This window comes from Mesorhizobium sp. Cs1299R1N3, from assembly GCF_037179625.1.
GTDB classification, from domain to species: domain Bacteria; phylum Pseudomonadota; class Alphaproteobacteria; order Rhizobiales; family Rhizobiaceae; genus Mesorhizobium; species Mesorhizobium salmacidum.
The window spans coordinates 53,901-69,848 of the sequence record NZ_JAPYKQ010000016.1; the positions used below are offsets into that span (position 1 = coordinate 53,901).

A 15,948-nucleotide genomic window follows, 5' to 3' on the forward strand; every position below is an offset into this window, starting at 1 on the left:
TCCGCAAGCAAGCAGGCTCAGGCCGCACGCGGCGGCGCGCGCGGGTTCGATGGGGAGCGTTCGCGGGCGAAGTCGAGATGCGTGGTCGCGGGGAAGACGAAGGCGACGGTCTCGAAGGAAAGGGACGCAAGCGCGAGCCCGGCATCGGGCGGCGGCGCATAGGCCGACGAAAACATGCTGCACCCGACCGTGCAGCAGGCCGGCAGATGTGACGGGTGTTGGTCGCCGCCGGGAAGCTGGGTGGCGCCGTCGCGGGTACAGATGACGTTGCCGAAGGCATCTAGCTGCGTGGCACTCGGCCCGGTGCTGAAGGCGAACGCACCAAGTGTCGACTGGAGCAACAGCAGACAGGCTGCGACAAGCGCGGCCGGCATGCTCCGTTGTCTCCCCCGGCGGCTCAAACCATCTGCCTCTTCAAACAATCGATGACGATACCTACCACGGCCGGGACAGGTGGAAAATCGCCAAATCGACACTGCGGCAACACGACAGGATCAGCTCTTTTGGGATGGCCGGCTTTCCGGGATCGAGGTCAGCAATGTCTGGCGTGCCGACTTCAAATGCCTGCGGCAGGCGGCATCGACCTTGCCGAGGTCGCGCGACTTGAGTGCCTCGATATAGGCCAGATGTTCGCCGATCGCGACTTCGTTGCGCTCGCGTTCCTGCGCCTTGTTCCACTGGTAGTGGTAGTGGAAGATCATGGCGATGACGTCGTAGAAATCGACGATGAAGCGGTTGCGCGAGGCGCGATGGATGAGCCGGTGGAGGCGCTCGTCCAGCTCCGAGAACTCATTGAAGCGCGTCGCGATCTCGCGTGCCAGAACGCGGTGTTCCCCCTCCAGCCGGTCGAGATCGCCCCAGACCGGACTGTCCTGCGGCAGCGCGGTGAAGGCGGCGGCCGAGCGCAATTCGAACATTTCGCGGATCTCGGTCAGTTCCAGTGCGAAGGCCCGCGTAAAGCCCTTCAGCACCCAATGGCTGTTGCGGCGTTTTTCGATCAGGCCAAAGCGGGAGAAGCGGATCAGGAACTCGCGCACGCTGGTGGTGCCGACGCCGATCTCACGCGCCAGTTCGAGCTCGTTGATCTGCATGCCGGCCTCGGCGCCGCCGGCCAACAGCCTGCGCATGAACGACCGTTCGATAATCTCGGCCAGCGTGTCGGTCTCTTCCTCGGGAAAGAAATCATCGGGACGCGGATCGCGCAGCACCGTCTTGGCGCGCTTGTTCCAGGCGATCAGTCCGGTCTCTTCCATGCGCGCCAGGATGCTGCGCACCGTCGTACGGCTGACGCCGAGCACCGCGCCCAACTCCGGTTCCGACGGCAGGCTGCGCGTTTCGTCGAGCAGCCTGAGGCAGCGGTTATAGGCGTCCTTATAGACGTTGTTGCTCTTCGACATCCCCTGACCCATTCATGCCCGCGCTTGCGGCGGCCGGCTTGAAGCGCAATATGTGTTCCAATGACCCTGAAAAGCAGGAATCTCTTTCTCCGGGTCCGGTTCGTTGTTCCGGCACCACCACTTGCCTCAGGGCGAACCGCGGCGAAAAAACAATTGACGCAAAACTGTTTTTTCACGATAAAAGACATTAACTCTTAACAGGCGCGTGTCAATCCGCGCATCCCAGGATCACCCAGGAAACGCCCGTGAACGTCTCGAACACCATTCTTCTGTCCCCCGCCGACAATGTCGCCGTTGCCAATGGCCGTATCGAGATCGGCACCACGCTGCCGGGCGGCGCGCTCGCTGCCGCCGTCATCGAGCCTGGCCACAAGGTGGCGATCAAGCCGATCGCCGCGGGTGAAGCCGTCGTCAAATACGCCCAGGCGATCGGCCGCGCCACACAGGACATCGCACCGGGCGAGCATGTCCATTCGCACAATCTGGTCTTCGAGGCCGGCCGCCTCCCAGTGGTGCCGCCGAGCGAGGCCGAGCATGCGACGGAGGCCGACCGCGCCCGCACCTTCATGGGCTATCGCCGCGCCGACGGCCGCGCCGGCACCCGCAACTTCATCGGCATCATCGCCAGCGTCAATTGCTCGGCCACCGTCTGCCATTCGATCGCCGACACCGCCAACAGGACCTTGCTGCCGAAATATCCCGGCATCGACGGCTTCGTGCCGATCGTCCATGGCCAGGGTTGCGGCATGAGCGCCACTGGCGACGGCATGATGGTGCTGCATCGGACCTTGGCCGGCTATGCCCGCCACCCGAACTTCGGCGGTGTGCTGATGGTCGGACTCGGCTGCGAGGTCAACCAGCTCACGCTTTACGGCCAAAAGGGTGCCGCCGCCGGCAAGCGCCATTTCAACATCCAGGATGCCGGCGGGTCGCGCAAATCGGTGGAAAAGGCGATGGGCGTGCTGGCCGAGATCGCCGAGGAAGTCGGCCAGTTGAAACGTGAGCCTATCCCCGTCAGTGAGATCGTCGTCGGCCTGCAATGCGGCGGCTCCGACGGCATGTCGGGCATCACGGCCAACCCGGCGCTGGGCGCGGCGGTCGACATCCTGGCCGGCGTCGGCGGCATCGGCATCCTTTCCGAGACGACGGAAATCTATGGCGCCGAGCATCTGCTCGCCTATCGCGCCGCAAGCCCCGAGATCGCCAAGAAACTCGATGGCTACGTGAAATGGTGGGAAGATCACGTCGCCAAGCATGGCGCCTCGATCGACAACAACCCCTCGCCCGGCAATAAGCGCGGCGGCCTCACCACGATCCTGGAAAAGTCGCTCGGCGCGGTCGCCAAGGGCGGCCAGACGCCGCTCAACGGCGTGTTCGGCTATGCCGAGAAGGTCACCGGCAACGGGCTGGTGTTCATGGACACGCCCGGCTACGACCCGGTCTCGGCCACCGGACAGGTCGCGGGCGGCGCCAATGTCATCGTCTTCACCACCGGCCGCGGTTCCTGCTTCGGCTGCCGGCCGACACCCTCGATCAAAGTCGCCACCAACTCGACCATGTATAACCAGATGGAAGAGGACATGGACGTCAATTGCGGCGTCATCGCCTCCGGCGAAAAAACCATTGCCGGCATGGGCCGCGAGATCTTCGAACTGATCGTCGAGACGGCTTCGGGCCGCAAGACCAAGAGCGAGGATTTCGGCTACGGCGACAACGAGTTCGTGCCCTGGCATCTCGGCGCAACGCTCTAATTCGATTGATATCTGGTAGACTGCCCGGCCGCACAAGTGGCCGGGAATAGGGAGGTTGTGGATGAAAAAACGCCGTATCGGCCAGACAGCGCTGGAGGTGACCGAAGTCAGTTTCGGCGGCGCCGCGATCGGCGGTCTATACCGGGCCTGTTCGCGTGAGGCGGCTATGGAAACATTGCAGGGCGCGTGGGAAGCCGGCTTGCGTTATTTCGACACCGCGCCCTTCTACGGTTTCGGCCTGTCGGAGCGTCGCTTCGGCGACTTTCTGCGCTACAAGCCGCGTGATTCCTACGTGCTGTCGACCAAGGTCGGCCGGCTGTTCCGCCCGGTGCCGGAAGACCAGGTTCCCGACCACTCCTATGTCGATCCGCTGCCCTTCGCGCTGGACTACGACTATTCCTATGACGGCATCATGCGGTCGGTCGACTTCAGCTATGCGCGCCTTGGGCTAAACAGGATAGACATCCTGTATGTGCACGACATCGGCGTCTACACGCACGGAGTCGAGAAGACCAAACTGCACTTTCGCCAGCTGATGGACGGCGGGCTCAAGGCGCTCGAAGAGCTGAAGCGGGCCGGCACGATTTCGGCCTATGGGCTCGGCGTCAACGAAGTCCAGATCTGCCTCGACGTCATGCGCCGGGCGCCGCTCGACTGCATCCTGCTCGCCAGCCGTTATTCCTTGCTCGACCGCAGCGCGGAAGCCGAACTGCTGCCGCTGTGCCGCGCGCAACAGACCTCGCTGGTGATCGGTGGTGTTTTCAACTCGGGCATATTGGCGACCGGGCCGGTGCAAGGCGCGCATTTCGACTACCTACCCGCCAGCCACGATGTGCTCGGTTGTGTCGACGCCATGGAGAAGATCGCGGGCGAAGGCGGTTATCCGCTGCCGGCGGCCGCGTTCCAGTTTCCTTTGCACGAGCCAACAGTCGCCACCGTGCTGACCGGCACCGCAAAATTGGCGAACCTGACGCGCAACCTCGAATTGCTCGATATCGACGTGCCGGAGACGGAATATGCCAAGTATCGTCCCTACACCGTGGTGCAGGAACTGCCTTGAAGCCCGCACTTTCGGATGTTCACAGGGTCGTGGGCCGGCTTCACAATGTCGCGATCTCAAAAAGAATGAACATTCCATATTGACTGGTTTATGGAATTAATATTCCATGCTTCCGCAGAACGGAAACGGGAGCGCCCGACCAAGACTGGAGAGGAGCCGACGCCGGTAGGAGTCGTTGTCAGGCCTTTGGGAGAGTTGGCCGGAAACACCGCTTGCATCGGCTGGATCGATGGACTATCAAAACAGTGCAACTGTTTTTTATTGATAAAGTTCTGTTTGGGCCACGCCTATCCGAACCGGGCTTCCGTAACGTTTCACCAGGCGACTTAGGGAGGATCCTATGAAATTCGTGACCAGCATTCTCAACCGCCGCGCCGTCATGGCCCTGGCGGCAGCCTCGATGCTCACCGGCGTCATGCATACCGCACCGGTTTCGGCGGCGGACGTGACCATTCCGATCATCGTCAAGGATACCACGTCCTTCTACTGGCAGATCGTCCTGGCCGGCGCCCGCAAGGCCGGCAAGGATCTCGGCGTCAATGTGCCGGAACTCGGCGCCCAGGCTGAGACCGACGTCAACGGCCAGATCTCCATCCTCGAGAACGCCGTCGCCGGCAACCCGGCCGCCGTCGTCATCGCGCCGACCGAAGCCAAGGCGCTCGGCAAGCCGATCGACGAGGCCGCGGCCAAGGTCAAGGTCATCGGCATCGACTCCGGCGCCGACTCCAAGGCCTTCACCTCGTTCCTGACCACCGACAACGTCCAGGGCGGCCGCGTCGCCGCTGACGGTCTCGCCGCCGCGATCGGCGCCGCCAACGGCGGCAAGGTCGAAGGCAAGGTTGCGCTTATCACGGCGCTCCCTGGCGCTGGCTCGCTCGAACAGCGCGCGCAAGGCTTCAAGGAACAGCTCAAGGCCAAATATCCCAGCCTCGAACTGATCGCCGACAAATACGCCGACGGCCAGGCCACCACCGGCCTCAACATCGCGACCGACCTGATCACCGCCAATCCGGACCTGAAGGGCATCTTCGCGTCAAACCTGATCATGGCGCAAGGCGTCGGCCAGGCGATCGCCGAGAACAAACTTGCCGGCAAGGTCGGACTGATCGGCTTCGACAGCGACGAGAAGCTGATCAAGTTCCTCAATGACGGCGTCATTTCGGGCCTCGTCGTCCAGGATCCGTACCGGATGGGCTATGACGGCATCAAGACGGCGCTCGCCGCTTCGAAGGGCGAGAAGGTGGAGGCAAATGTCGACACCGGTGCCAATCTCGTGACCAAGGACAACATGAAGGATCCCAAGATCGACGCGCTGCTTAATCCGAAGCTCTGAGCAGCCCGTGTTCGAAACCGTTTCCGGGGCGTCTCGCCCCGGAAACATCCGCCGCCACGAGCGGCTTGGCAATCGGCCGGCTTCGGCTAGGCTGTTTGAAAAGACGATCACAGCCTCGCCAGGTGCCAGCCGCGGGGCCAATCTGGGAGGATCGCCATGACGCCGACGGCGCACGAACTGCATCCGGCTCCCGCGCTGGAGCCCGGCAGGACCATCCTCGAATTGCGCGGGCTGGAAAAGCGTTATCCCGGCACTCACGCCTTGAAGCCGGTGGACCTTGCCTTCAAGGCAAGCGAGATCCACGCCATCGTCGGCGAGAACGGCGCCGGCAAATCCACGCTCATCAAGCTTTTGACCGGCGTCATGCCGCGCACCTCCGGGGAAGTGATCTGGGAGGGTCAACCGGCTGCACTGGCGACCCCGCATGAGGCGATGGCGCTCGGCATCAACGCCGTCCACCAGGAAGTCGTGCTCTGCCGTCACCTCACGGTCGCGGCCAACATGTTCCTCGGCGAGGAGAATTCGCGCTTCGGCATCCTGCAGCAGCGCGCCATGGTCAAGGAAGCGCAGAAGATCATCGACGATCTCGGCTTTGACTTGCCGGCGCATGTTACTCTCGGCGACCTCACCATCGGCCAGCAGCAGCTGATCGCCGCCGCCCGCGCCACCGTGCGCGGCACCAAATTCCTGATCTTCGACGAGCCGACCGCCTACCTGACCCGCAAGGAGGCCGACCAGCTCTTCACCTTGATCCGCCGCCTGAAGACCGAGGGCGTGACGATCATCTATATCAGCCACCGCATGGAGGAAGTGTTCGAGCTCGCCGATCGTGTTTCGGTGCTGCGCGACGGCACGCTGGTCGGCACCAGGAACATCAGCGAGACCAATGACGCCGAACTCGTCAAACTGATGATCAACCGCTCGATCGAACAAATCTACCACAAGGAGCATTTCACTCCGGGTGCCGCGATCATCGAGGCCAGGAACCTCTCGGGCAAGGGTTTCGAAAACGTGTCGATGACAGTCCGTGCCGGCGAGATCGTCGGGCTCTACGGCCTGATCGGCGCCGGGCGCAGCGAATTCGTCACCACGCTCTACGGCCGGCACAAGAAGTCGGCCGGCCAGGTCCTGTGGGAAGGCAAGGATGTCCAGATCAACTCCGAGCATGACGCGATCAAGCTCGGCATGGCGCTGGCGCCGGAAAGCCGCCGCGACCAGGGCCTCTGCCTCAATTTGCCGGTTGGCCTCAACCTCAACCTGCCGATCTACAAGCGCATCTCCAGCAATTTGTTGATCTCGAACGCGAAAGAGAAGGCCGAGGCCGACCGCCAGATCGCTGGCCTCAGGATCAAGACTCCGACGCGCCATGCGTTGGCTTCCAGCCTGTCCGGCGGCAACCAGCAGAAGATCGTCATCGGCAAATGGCTGGCGCACGGCGCCAAGCTGTTCATCTTCGACGAGCCGACGGTTGGCGTCGATGTCGGCACCAAGGCCGAAATCTACCGCCTGTTCAGCGCGCTGTTGTCGAAGGGCGCCGGCATCATCCTGATCTCGTCCTATTTGCCGGAGGTCTATGAACTGGCCGACACGCTGCACGTGTTCCGCCGCGGCAAGCTGGTGGCCACGCACGGGTTCCACACCGCCGATCACGAGGACATTCTCACACAGGCGCTCGCCGAGAAACAAGAAAAGTTGGGAGGAAAGACATGAGCACCGAGGCGATTCCTGCCGAAAAACCGAAGCGCAATTACAACGCCCTGTTCGGACTGACGCTGCTGGCGCTGCTGGTGCTGCTGTGGGTCATTCTATCGTTATCCACATCGAGCTTCGCGTCGGCCAACAACATCTCGAATCTGCTCCGTCAGGGCTCGATGATCGCCATTTTGGCTGTCGGCCAGACCTTCGTCATCATCACCGGCGGCATCGATCTGTCCGTCGGCGCGGTGGTCGGCTTCGCCACCGTCATCGCCGCGATGCTGATCAATGCCGGCGTCCCGGTCTTCCTCGCCATCCTGCTCACCCTGCTGGTCGGCGTCGCCATCGGCCTCTTCCATGGTTTTGGCATCGTCAAGATGGGCCTGCCGCCCTTCATCATCACGCTGGCGACCCTGACGTCGCTGCGCGGCATTGGCCTTTTGATGACCAACGGCAATTCGATTTCGATCAACAATGATGCTTTCCAGGAATTCTCGCGCAACTCCTTCCTCGGCGTTCCCAATCTATTCTGGATGGTCCTGCTGGTCGGCATACCCGCCTATGTCTTCCTGCATCACAGCCGCTGGGGCCGGTACCTGTTCTCGGTCGGGTCGAACGCCGAGGCCTCGCGCCTGTCCGGCGTCAACGTCCAGCGCACCATCTTCATGGCCTACACGCTGTCGGGTCTCTGCGCGGCGTTCGTCGGCGTGCTCTTGGCTTCGCGCATCGGCATCGGCAATCCGACCCAGGCCGAAGGATGGGAATTGCAGGCGATCGCCTCGTCGGTGATCGGCGGCACCTCGCTGTTCGGCGCGGTCGGCTCGGTGCACGGGCCACTGCTCGGCGCCTTCATTCTCGCCACCATCAACAACGGCGCCAACCTGCTCAACGTCAATGCCTTCTGGCAGCGTGTCATCACCGGCGTGCTGATCATCGTCATTGTCTATTTCGACGGTCTGCGCCGCCGCGGCGGCAAGTAGTCAACGAGCCGAAAAACGATCTCCGGCCCGGTATCAAAACGGGCCGGCGTTTCGTAAACCCAAAATGGACTGAAACATGAAAGCCGTCGTCTGCCGCTCGCCCGGCGAACTCATTCTGGAAGACCGTCCGGCTCCCGGCTCGCCGCCTCCCGGCTGGGCACTGGTGGCGGTCAGCCATGTCGGCATCTGCGGCACCGACTACCATATCTTCGAGGGCAAGCACCCGTTCCTCGCCTACCCCCGCATCATGGGCCATGAGGTGTCTGGCACCGTCGTCGAAGTCGGCGAAGGAGTCGGGCTTGCGGTCGGCGAACCGGTCATCATCAACCCCTACCTTTCCTGCGGCAAATGCATCGCCTGCCGGCACGGCAAGCCCAATTGCTGTGTCAGGATCGAAGTGCTCGGCGTGCATCGCGACGGCGCCATGTGCGAACAGATCCTGGTGCCGGCTGAGAATCTCTATCCCACAAACGGGCTGTCGCTCGCCGACGCCGCCGCCGTCGAATTCCTGGCCATCGGCGCGCATGCCGTGCGCCGTGCGCGTTCCGAGCCCGGTGCACGCACGCTGGTCATCGGCGCCGGCCCGATCGGGCTTGGCACCGCCATCTTCGCACGCATTGCCGGGCTCGACGTGACACTTCTCGACATGAGCACCGAAAGACTGGTCTTCGCGGCGAGTGAGCTCGGTTTTTCGATTCTCGACGGCTCGCAAGCACCCGTGTCCGATCTGGTGCGTGATGCGACAGACGGCGAAGGCTTCGACGTGGTCTTCGACGCCACCGGAAACACCCGGTCGGTGCAATCGGCCTTCGCCCATGTCGCGCATGGCGGCACGCTGGTGCTGGTCAGCGTCGTCAAGGACGACATCGTCTTTTCCGACCCCGAATTCCACAAGCGCGAAATGACACTGGTCGGCAGCCGCAATGCGTTGCGCGCCGACTTCGATCATGTCGCCGCCTCGATCCGCAATGGTGCCGTGCCGCTGGCCAAGCTCGTCACCCACCGCACCACGCTGGCCGATACGCCAGGGGATCTCGCACGCTGGGCACACGAGAAGTCGGGCCTGATAAAGGCCGTGATCGAGATCGGATAGCCAGGGCGTTATAGCGCCGAGAGCTTCAGCTCCACTCGCTCGGCCGGAAAACGCGATTCGGAAAACTGGATTGGCTGGCCGTCGGGCGTGACGTTGACCGCCACTGTCACCAGCACGATGGCGCCCGGCTGCAGATCGAGATCGGCTAGATCGGCGGCGTCCGCATGGCGCGCGGACAGCACGGTCGATTGCCTGAGATAGTCGTCGATACCGAAACGAGCGAGCGACGCGGTGATCGAACCGGTTTGCGCCATCGCCTTGTCGATGCCGGCAAAGCGCTTCGCCTCGAACCATGCGGCAGCGCGCGACACCGGCCGTCCGTCGGCCTCGCCGCGCGTTTCCAGCCGGATTACCTCGGCACCCCGGGCAAGGCCAAGCCCCTCGGCAACGCGCTGGCTGGCAGGCTCGACCGAGAAAGCAAGCAGCAGGATGTGCCGTTCCGAGGTCTGCCCCTGCAGCCCCGCAGAGAAGCGCGTGCGCGCGCCGATCGGATAGGACAGCCGCTTGCGCGACAAGACGAACGTGCCGCGCCCCTGTTCGGCCCGCAATACGCCCTCCTGCACGAGGGCCGATATGGCGCTGCGCACGGTGTGACGGTTGACGCCATAACGCTCCGCCAGCGCGACCTCGGGCGGCAGCGCGGCATTTTCGGCGAAATCGCCAATGGCAATCGCTTGCAGGATCCTGTCGGCGATCTGGCGCCAAAGTGCGACGCCGCTGCGCCGCTCGATGGTATCGGCCGCTTGCCCGGTCATGTTTTTGCCTCCCGACCTGTCACGCACCCGTCATGGACTCGCGCTAGGTAATATGTATAATTTGTATAGTTGTCTATATCAATAGACAAATTTAGCGAAGAGGAAAGTTGGCGATGCGAGGACAGGAAGCCCGCGACCAGGCCGAGCGCAAGGCCGCCATGGCCACCTTGGCGCAATCGAGCGGCGACGACATCGTGCGGCTCTGGAACGAGGCCGGCCTGCCTTCGCAAGCCGAGCTGCTGCGCGGCCCCGAGACCGGCCTGGTCACGCTGCGTGGCCGCATCGGCGGCGGCGGCGCGCCCTTCAATGTCGGCGAGGCGACCGTCACGCGTGCCACCGTCCGGCTGCCATCCGGGCAGGTCGGCCATTGCTACGCGCTTGGCCGCGACAAGCAGAAGGCGAAGCTGGCAGCCATCGCCGACGCGCTCTGGCAGGACCCTGCCCGCCGCACCGAGGTCGAGACCAGGCTCATTGCGCCCTTACGCTCGGCTCTGACCGCTGCCCACGAAAAACGCCGCGCCGAGACGGCGGCGACGAAAGTGGATTTCTTCACCATGGTTCGCGGAGAAGATTGATGGATATCGCGGCACAATCGATCGAGGGCGGTTTCGCCGATCCGGTCTTCAACGCCCAGACCGTGTTTCGGGCCGTCATGGATGCCATGGCGCGGCCAGGCAGCGTCCAGCCCTTACCGGCTCTGGCCCGCCCGCCGGCGCCGCTTTCGGCAACATCGGGAGCCATTGCCCTGGCGCTGTGCGACAACGACACGCCGCTCTGGCTCGACCCGGCCCTGCATGCCTCCGCGGTGATCGGTTCCTGGCTTGGCTTCCACACCGGTGCGCCGCTGGCCAATACATCAGCCGACGCGCATTTCGCGTTCATTGCCACGCCGGCCGAGATGATGGCGCTCGACGGTTTTTCGCAGGGCACGCAGGATTATCCCGACCGCTCGACGACGCTGATCCTGCAGGTCGGCGACCTCGCTTCAGGGGCCCCGCTGTTGCTCGAAGGCCCCGGCATCGAAACCAGCGCCACGATCGCGCCGGCACAGATGCCGCGTCACTTCGTCGAGCAGTGGAAGCAAAACAACAAGCGCTTTCCGCGCGGCGTCGACATCGTCCTCGCCACATCGGACGGCATAGCCTGCCTGCCGCGCACGACGCGCATCAAGACGATGGAGGCTTGAAGATGTATGTCGCGGTAAAAGGTGGCGAAGCCGCAATTGCCAACGCTCACACCCTGCTTGCCGACCGCCGGCGCGGCGACCGCTCGGTGCCGGCGCTGCGCCTCGACCAGATCGTCGAACAGCTGGCGCTCGGCGTCGACAGGGTGATGAGCGAAGGTTCGCTCTATGACCGTGAGCTGGCCGCACTCGCCATCGTCCAGGCGCGCGGCGACATGATCGAGGCGATTTTTCTGGTGCGCGCCTACCGCACCACGCTGCCGCGCTTCGGCTACACCAGCCCGATCGACACCAGCGCGATGCTGGTCGAACGGCGCGTCTCGGCGACCTACAAGGATCTGCCTGGCGGCCAGCTGCTTGGTCCGACCTTCGACTATACGCACCGCCTGCTCGACCCGGAGCTTGCCGCCGGCGCAGGCGTCGCCGAACCGGTGCAGCGCGCCGGGCAGACCGAGCCCATGCCGCGTGTCTCGGCCATCCTCGCCCGCGAAGGCCTGATCGAACCCGATGGCGACATGCCGCAGGACCATGTTCCCGGCGACATCACCCGCGAGCCGCTGGAATTCCCGATGGCACGTGACATCCGCCTGCAGGCGCTATCGCGCGGCGACGAGGGTTTTCTGCTGGCGCTCGGCTATTCAACGCAGCGCGGCTATGCCCGCAACCATCCTTTCGTCGGCGAGATTCGCATCGGCGAGGTCGAGCTGGAACTCGACGTTCCCGAACTGCCGTTCGCGGTGCCGCTCGGCACGGTGCGCGTCACCGAATGCCAGATGGTCAACCAGTTCAAGGGCTCGGCCAAGGCGCCGCCGCAATTCACCCGCGGCTACGGTCTCGTCTTCGGCCAGAGCGAGCGCAAGGCGATGGCCATGGCGCTCTGCGACCGGGCGCTGCGCGCCTCCGAACTCGGTGAGGACGTCGTTGCCGCCGCGCAGGACGTGGAGTTCGTCATCTCGCACTCGGACAATGTCCAGGCCACCGGCTTCGTCGAGCACCTGAAGCTGCCGCACTATGTCGACTTCCAGGCCGAACTCGACCTCGTGCGCCGCATGCGCGCCGAATACGAGGCCCGCGAAAATCCCGAAAAAATCGAAGAGACGCGGGAGGCGGCGGAATGATCCAGTGCCTGTCCCACATGACCTTCATCGTGCGCGACCTCGATCGGATGACCGCAATCCTGGAGGGCATATTCGATGCGCGCGAGGTTTATGCCAGCGACGCCGGACAGTTCTCGCTGTCACGCGAAAAGTTCTTCCTGATCGGCGACATCTGGATCGCCATCATGGAAGGCGAGAAGCTGCCGGAGCGCAGCTACAACCATGTCGCCTTCAAGATCGGCGACGCCGATTTCGACCGCTACGCCGAGCGCGTTGCCAAGCTCGGGCTGGACACGCACCCGCCACGCCCTCGCGTCGAGGGCGAAGGCCGCTCGATCTATTTCTACGACGACGACAACCACATGTTCGAACTGCACACCGGTACGCTCGATGAGCGGCTGAAGCGCTATGCCAAGGGACTTGAGGTCGCATCATGACCGACATCGCAACCTACAACTTCGCCTATCTCGACGAGCAGACCAAGCGGATGATCCGTCGGGCGATCCTCAAGGGCATCGCCATTCCCGGCTACCAGGTGCCGTTCGCCTCGCGCGAGATGCCGATGCCCTATGGCTGGGGCACCGGCGGCGTCCAGGTCACGGCATCGATCATCGGCCCCGATGACGTGCTGAAGGTCATCGACCAGGGTGCCGACGACACTACCAATGCCGTATCGATCCGCGCCTTCTTCAAGAAAGTAGCCAATGTCGCGGTGACCACCGATACCGCCACCGCCACCATCATCCAGACCCGCCACCGCATTCCCGAGCATCCGCTCACCGCAGGCCAGGTGCTGGTCTACCAGGTGCCGATCCCCGAACCGCTGCGCTTCCTCGAGCCGCGCGAGACCGAAACGCGGAAAATGCATGCGCTGGAGGAATACGGCCTCATGCATGTGAAGCTCTATGAGGACATCGCCAAGCACGGCCGCATCGCCACCACCTATGCCTATCCGGTCAAGGTCGAGCGCCGCTATGTGATGGACCCTTCGCCGACGCCGAAATTCGACAATCCCAAGATGCACCGCTCGCCGGCCCTGCAGCTGTTCGGCGCCGGCCGCGAAAAGCGCATCTACGCCGTGCCGCCCTTCACCGATGTGGTGAGCCTCGACTTCGAGGATCATCCGTTCGAGGTGCAGACTTTCGACCAACCCTGCGCGCTGTGCGCGGCCGAGAATGTCTATCTCGACGAGGTCATCCTCGACGACCATGGCGGCCACATGTTCGTCTGCTCGGACACCGATTACTGCGAGAAGCGGCGTGAAGAGGGCCATCGCGGCCACCTTGCTCCCGAAACCCATCTTGCCCCAGAAAATTTGGAGCCGGCGCAATGACCGACGAACCGCTGCTGCGCGTCTCGGCGCTCTCCAAGTTCTACGGCTCGCGGGTCGGCTGCGACAACGTCACCTTCGACCTGTGGCCGGGCGAAGTCCTGGCTGTCGTCGGTGAATCCGGTTCCGGCAAGACGACGCTGCTCAACTGCCTGTCGACGCGGCTGCTGCCCTCCTCCGGCACCGCCAGCTACCGCATGCGCGACGGCCAGTTTCGCGAGCTCTACCGCATGAGCGAGGCCGAGCGCCGCTTCCTGATGCGCACCGACTGGGGCTTTGTCCACCAGAACCCGGCTGATGGCTTGCGCATGACCGTGTCTGCCGGCGCCAATGTTGGCGAGCGCCTGATGGCGGTCGGCGACCGTCACTACGGCAAGATCCGCGCCACGGCCGTCGACTGGCTGTCGCGCGTCGAGATCGAGGAAGACCGTATCGACGACGAACCCCGCGCTTTTTCCGGCGGCATGCGCCAGCGCCTGCAAATCGCCCGCAACCTCGTCACCGGGCCACGGCTGGTGTTCATGGACGAGCCCACCGGTGGCCTCGACGTTTCCGTGCAGGCGCGCCTGCTCGACCTCTTGCGCGGCCTGGTCACCGATCTTGGCCTTGCCGCGATCGTCGTCACCCACGACCTCGCCGTGGCGCGGCTTCTGTCACAGCGCATGATGGTGATGAAGGACGGCCGCGTCGTCGAAAGCGGCCTCACCGACCGCGTCCTCGACGACCCGCGCGCGCCGTACACGCAATTGCTCGTTTCCTCGATTTTGCAGGTGTGATGATGGCTCGTGTACGCCCGCCGACGATTGACGATTGGAGAACTTACTGATGCCGACGCCTCTCGTTGTCTCCGATGTCGCCAAAAGCTTCACCATGCATCTGCGCGACGGCATCAAATTGCCCGTCGTCGCGGGTGTCTCGTTCTCGATCAAGGCCGGAGAATGCACCGTGCTCGGCGGTGCGTCCGGTGCCGGCAAAAGCTCGATCCTGAAGATGCTCTACGGCAACTACGCCGTCGACGAAGGCCAGATCATCGTCACGCACGAGGATGGGTTGATCGATCTCGCCCATGCCAGCCCACGCACCGTGCTTGCCGTGCGCCGGCAAACGATCGGCTATGTCAGCCAATTCCTGCGCACCGTGCCGCGCGTCTCGGCCCTCGATGTCGTCGCCGAACCACAGGTTGAACGCGGCGAGGAGCGCGAGGCAGCTCGGGCCAAGGCACGCTCCTTGCTGGCCCAGCTCAACCTGCCGGAAAAACTCTGGATGCTGCCACCGGCAACCTTCTCGGGCGGCGAGCAGCAGCGCGTCAACATCGCGCGCGGTTTCATCACCGAACATCCGATCCTGCTGCTCGACGAGCCGACCGCATCGCTCGACGCAACCAATCGCGACGTGGTGATCGAACTTATCGCCGCCAAGAAGGCGGCAGGCGTCGCCTTGCTCGGCATCTTCCATGACCACGAAGTGCGCGAGGCCGTGGCCGACCGCGTCATCGACGTCACCGCCTTCGCTCCGGGAAAACTCGCCGCATGACCAGGAAATTGTCGGAGACGCCGCTGGTCCACCCGACAGCGGAGGTACACAACTCGACGCTCGGCCGCTGGACCGAGATCGCCGACCGCAGCCGGGTCTCGGAAACCGAACTCGGCGACTATTCCTACATGATGCAGGACTGCGCCGTCTGGTGCGCAACGATCGGCAAGTTCGCCAACATCGCGGCCAGCGTGCGCCTCAACGCCACCAACCACCCGACATGGCGGCCGACGCTGCACCATTTCACCTACCGTGCCTCAGACTATTGGGACGACGCCGAGCACGAGAGCGAATTCTTCGCTGAGCGTCGCGCCAAACGCGTCACCATCGGCCACGACACCTGGCTCGGCCACGGCTCGACCGTCCTGCCCGGCGTCACCGTTGGCGATGGTGCCGCGGTCGGCGCCGGAGCGGTCGTCTCGAAGGACGTCGCGCCCTACACCATCGTCGCCGGCGTGCCGGCCAAACCGATCCGCGAGCGCTTCGACCGTCGCACCACCGAGCGCTACCAGGCGCTTGCCTGGTGGGACTGGGACCATGCCAGGCTGCGTGCCTCGCTCGACGACTTCCGCGAGCTGTCGGCCGAGGCGTTCCTGGAGAAATACGAGGGATAGAGCAGTTCCAGAAGAAGTGGGAACCGGTTTTCCGTTCGCAATTGTTGCAGGCAAGGAGACATAGCCCTCACATCGACGTCATGAGCGACTCTGTTTCATATCCTTGACACATCACCGGGGCAGGACG

The 15,948-nt window shown here is 63.8% G+C and carries 17 protein-coding genes; 14 read left to right on the plus strand and 3 right to left on the minus strand.

From position 1 onward, the window contains the following. Positions 1–17 precede the first annotated feature (17 nt). Together O7B34_RS25775 and O7B34_RS25780 are read right to left on the minus strand one after the other, a co-directional pair. Positions 18–374 (minus strand): DUF2946 family protein, encoded by a 357-nt coding sequence (locus tag O7B34_RS25775; RefSeq protein WP_337148677.1) that lies wholly within the window; start codon positions 372–374, stop codon positions 18–20. Positions 375–494: 120 nt separating this feature from the next. Next, positions 495–1,397, minus strand: coding sequence for a GntR family transcriptional regulator (locus O7B34_RS25780; protein WP_337148679.1), 903 nt, complete (start codon positions 1,395–1,397; stop codon positions 495–497). A gap of 245 nt (positions 1,398–1,642) precedes the next feature. Between O7B34_RS25780 and O7B34_RS25785 the strand changes: the two genes are divergently transcribed. The 6 genes from O7B34_RS25785 to O7B34_RS25810 all read left to right on the plus strand — a co-directional run bounded on the left by O7B34_RS25785 (position 1,643) and on the right by O7B34_RS25810 (position 9,309). Beyond that, positions 1,643–3,148: a UxaA family hydrolase gene (locus O7B34_RS25785; RefSeq protein ID WP_027144671.1), complete on the plus strand. Its 1,506-nt coding sequence runs from the start codon at positions 1,643–1,645 to the stop codon at positions 3,146–3,148. A gap of 61 nt (positions 3,149–3,209) precedes the next feature. Then, positions 3,210–4,208: an aldo/keto reductase gene (locus tag O7B34_RS25790; protein WP_337148680.1), complete on the plus strand. Its 999-nt coding sequence runs from the start codon at positions 3,210–3,212 to the stop codon at positions 4,206–4,208. A gap of 340 nt (positions 4,209–4,548) precedes the next feature. Further along, a complete protein-coding gene (locus O7B34_RS25795) occupies positions 4,549–5,541 on the plus strand; it encodes an ABC transporter substrate-binding protein (protein ID WP_337148681.1) in 993 nt (330 codons plus the stop codon). Positions 5,542–5,697: 156 nt separating this feature from the next. Next, entirely contained in the window at positions 5,698–7,251 is a 1,554-nt protein-coding gene (locus O7B34_RS25800; RefSeq protein WP_140503053.1) for a sugar ABC transporter ATP-binding protein, read from the plus strand. Then, a complete protein-coding gene (locus O7B34_RS25805) occupies positions 7,248–8,216 on the plus strand; it encodes an ABC transporter permease (protein WP_027144667.1) in 969 nt (322 codons plus the stop codon). Before O7B34_RS25800 ends, O7B34_RS25805 begins: the two co-directional genes overlap by 4 nt. Before the next feature lie 76 nt (positions 8,217–8,292). Continuing rightward, positions 8,293–9,309, plus strand: a complete 1,017-nt coding sequence (locus O7B34_RS25810; protein WP_337148682.1) for a zinc-binding alcohol dehydrogenase family protein — start codon at positions 8,293–8,295, stop codon at positions 9,307–9,309. Between the two features lie 8 nt (positions 9,310–9,317). Here O7B34_RS25810 and phnF read toward each other — a convergent pair whose 3' ends face one another. Beyond that, positions 9,318–10,064, minus strand: a complete 747-nt coding sequence (gene phnF / locus O7B34_RS25815) for a phosphonate metabolism transcriptional regulator PhnF (RefSeq protein ID WP_337148683.1) — start codon at positions 10,062–10,064, stop codon at positions 9,318–9,320. 113 nt (positions 10,065–10,177) lie between these two features. Between phnF and phnG the strand changes: the two genes are divergently transcribed. The 8 genes from phnG to O7B34_RS25855 are packed head-to-tail and all read left to right on the plus strand — an operon-like array spanning position 10,178 to position 15,821. Continuing rightward, a complete protein-coding gene (gene phnG / locus O7B34_RS25820; protein WP_140756376.1) occupies positions 10,178–10,639 on the plus strand; it encodes a phosphonate C-P lyase system protein PhnG in 462 nt (153 codons plus the stop codon). Further along, positions 10,639–11,250, plus strand: a complete 612-nt coding sequence (gene phnH / locus O7B34_RS25825; protein WP_337148684.1) for a phosphonate C-P lyase system protein PhnH — start codon at positions 10,639–10,641, stop codon at positions 11,248–11,250. The genes phnG and phnH overlap by 1 nt, the downstream gene beginning before the upstream one ends. A 2-nt stretch (positions 11,251–11,252) precedes the next feature. Next, entirely contained in the window at positions 11,253–12,365 is a 1,113-nt protein-coding gene (locus O7B34_RS25830) for a carbon-phosphorus lyase complex subunit PhnI (protein ID WP_337148685.1), read from the plus strand. Beyond that, positions 12,362–12,781: a FosX/FosE/FosI family fosfomycin resistance hydrolase gene (gene fosX / locus O7B34_RS25835; RefSeq protein ID WP_337148686.1), complete on the plus strand. Its 420-nt coding sequence runs from the start codon at positions 12,362–12,364 to the stop codon at positions 12,779–12,781. Before O7B34_RS25830 ends, fosX begins: the two co-directional genes overlap by 4 nt. Further along, a complete protein-coding gene (locus O7B34_RS25840) occupies positions 12,778–13,677 on the plus strand; it encodes an alpha-D-ribose 1-methylphosphonate 5-phosphate C-P-lyase PhnJ (RefSeq protein ID WP_337148687.1) in 900 nt (299 codons plus the stop codon). Before fosX ends, O7B34_RS25840 begins: the two co-directional genes overlap by 4 nt. Next, positions 13,674–14,450, plus strand: coding sequence for a phosphonate C-P lyase system protein PhnK (phnK, locus tag O7B34_RS25845; RefSeq protein ID WP_056577906.1), 777 nt, complete (start codon positions 13,674–13,676; stop codon positions 14,448–14,450). The genes O7B34_RS25840 and phnK overlap by 4 nt, the downstream gene beginning before the upstream one ends. Before the next feature lie 49 nt (positions 14,451–14,499). Then, entirely contained in the window at positions 14,500–15,207 is a 708-nt protein-coding gene (phnL, locus tag O7B34_RS25850) for a phosphonate C-P lyase system protein PhnL (RefSeq protein ID WP_337148688.1), read from the plus strand. Next, complete coding sequence (locus O7B34_RS25855) at positions 15,204–15,821, plus strand: DapH/DapD/GlmU-related protein (protein ID WP_337148689.1); 618 nt, start codon at positions 15,204–15,206, stop codon at positions 15,819–15,821. The genes phnL and O7B34_RS25855 overlap by 4 nt, the downstream gene beginning before the upstream one ends. The last annotated feature ends 127 nt before the right edge of the window (positions 15,822–15,948 follow it).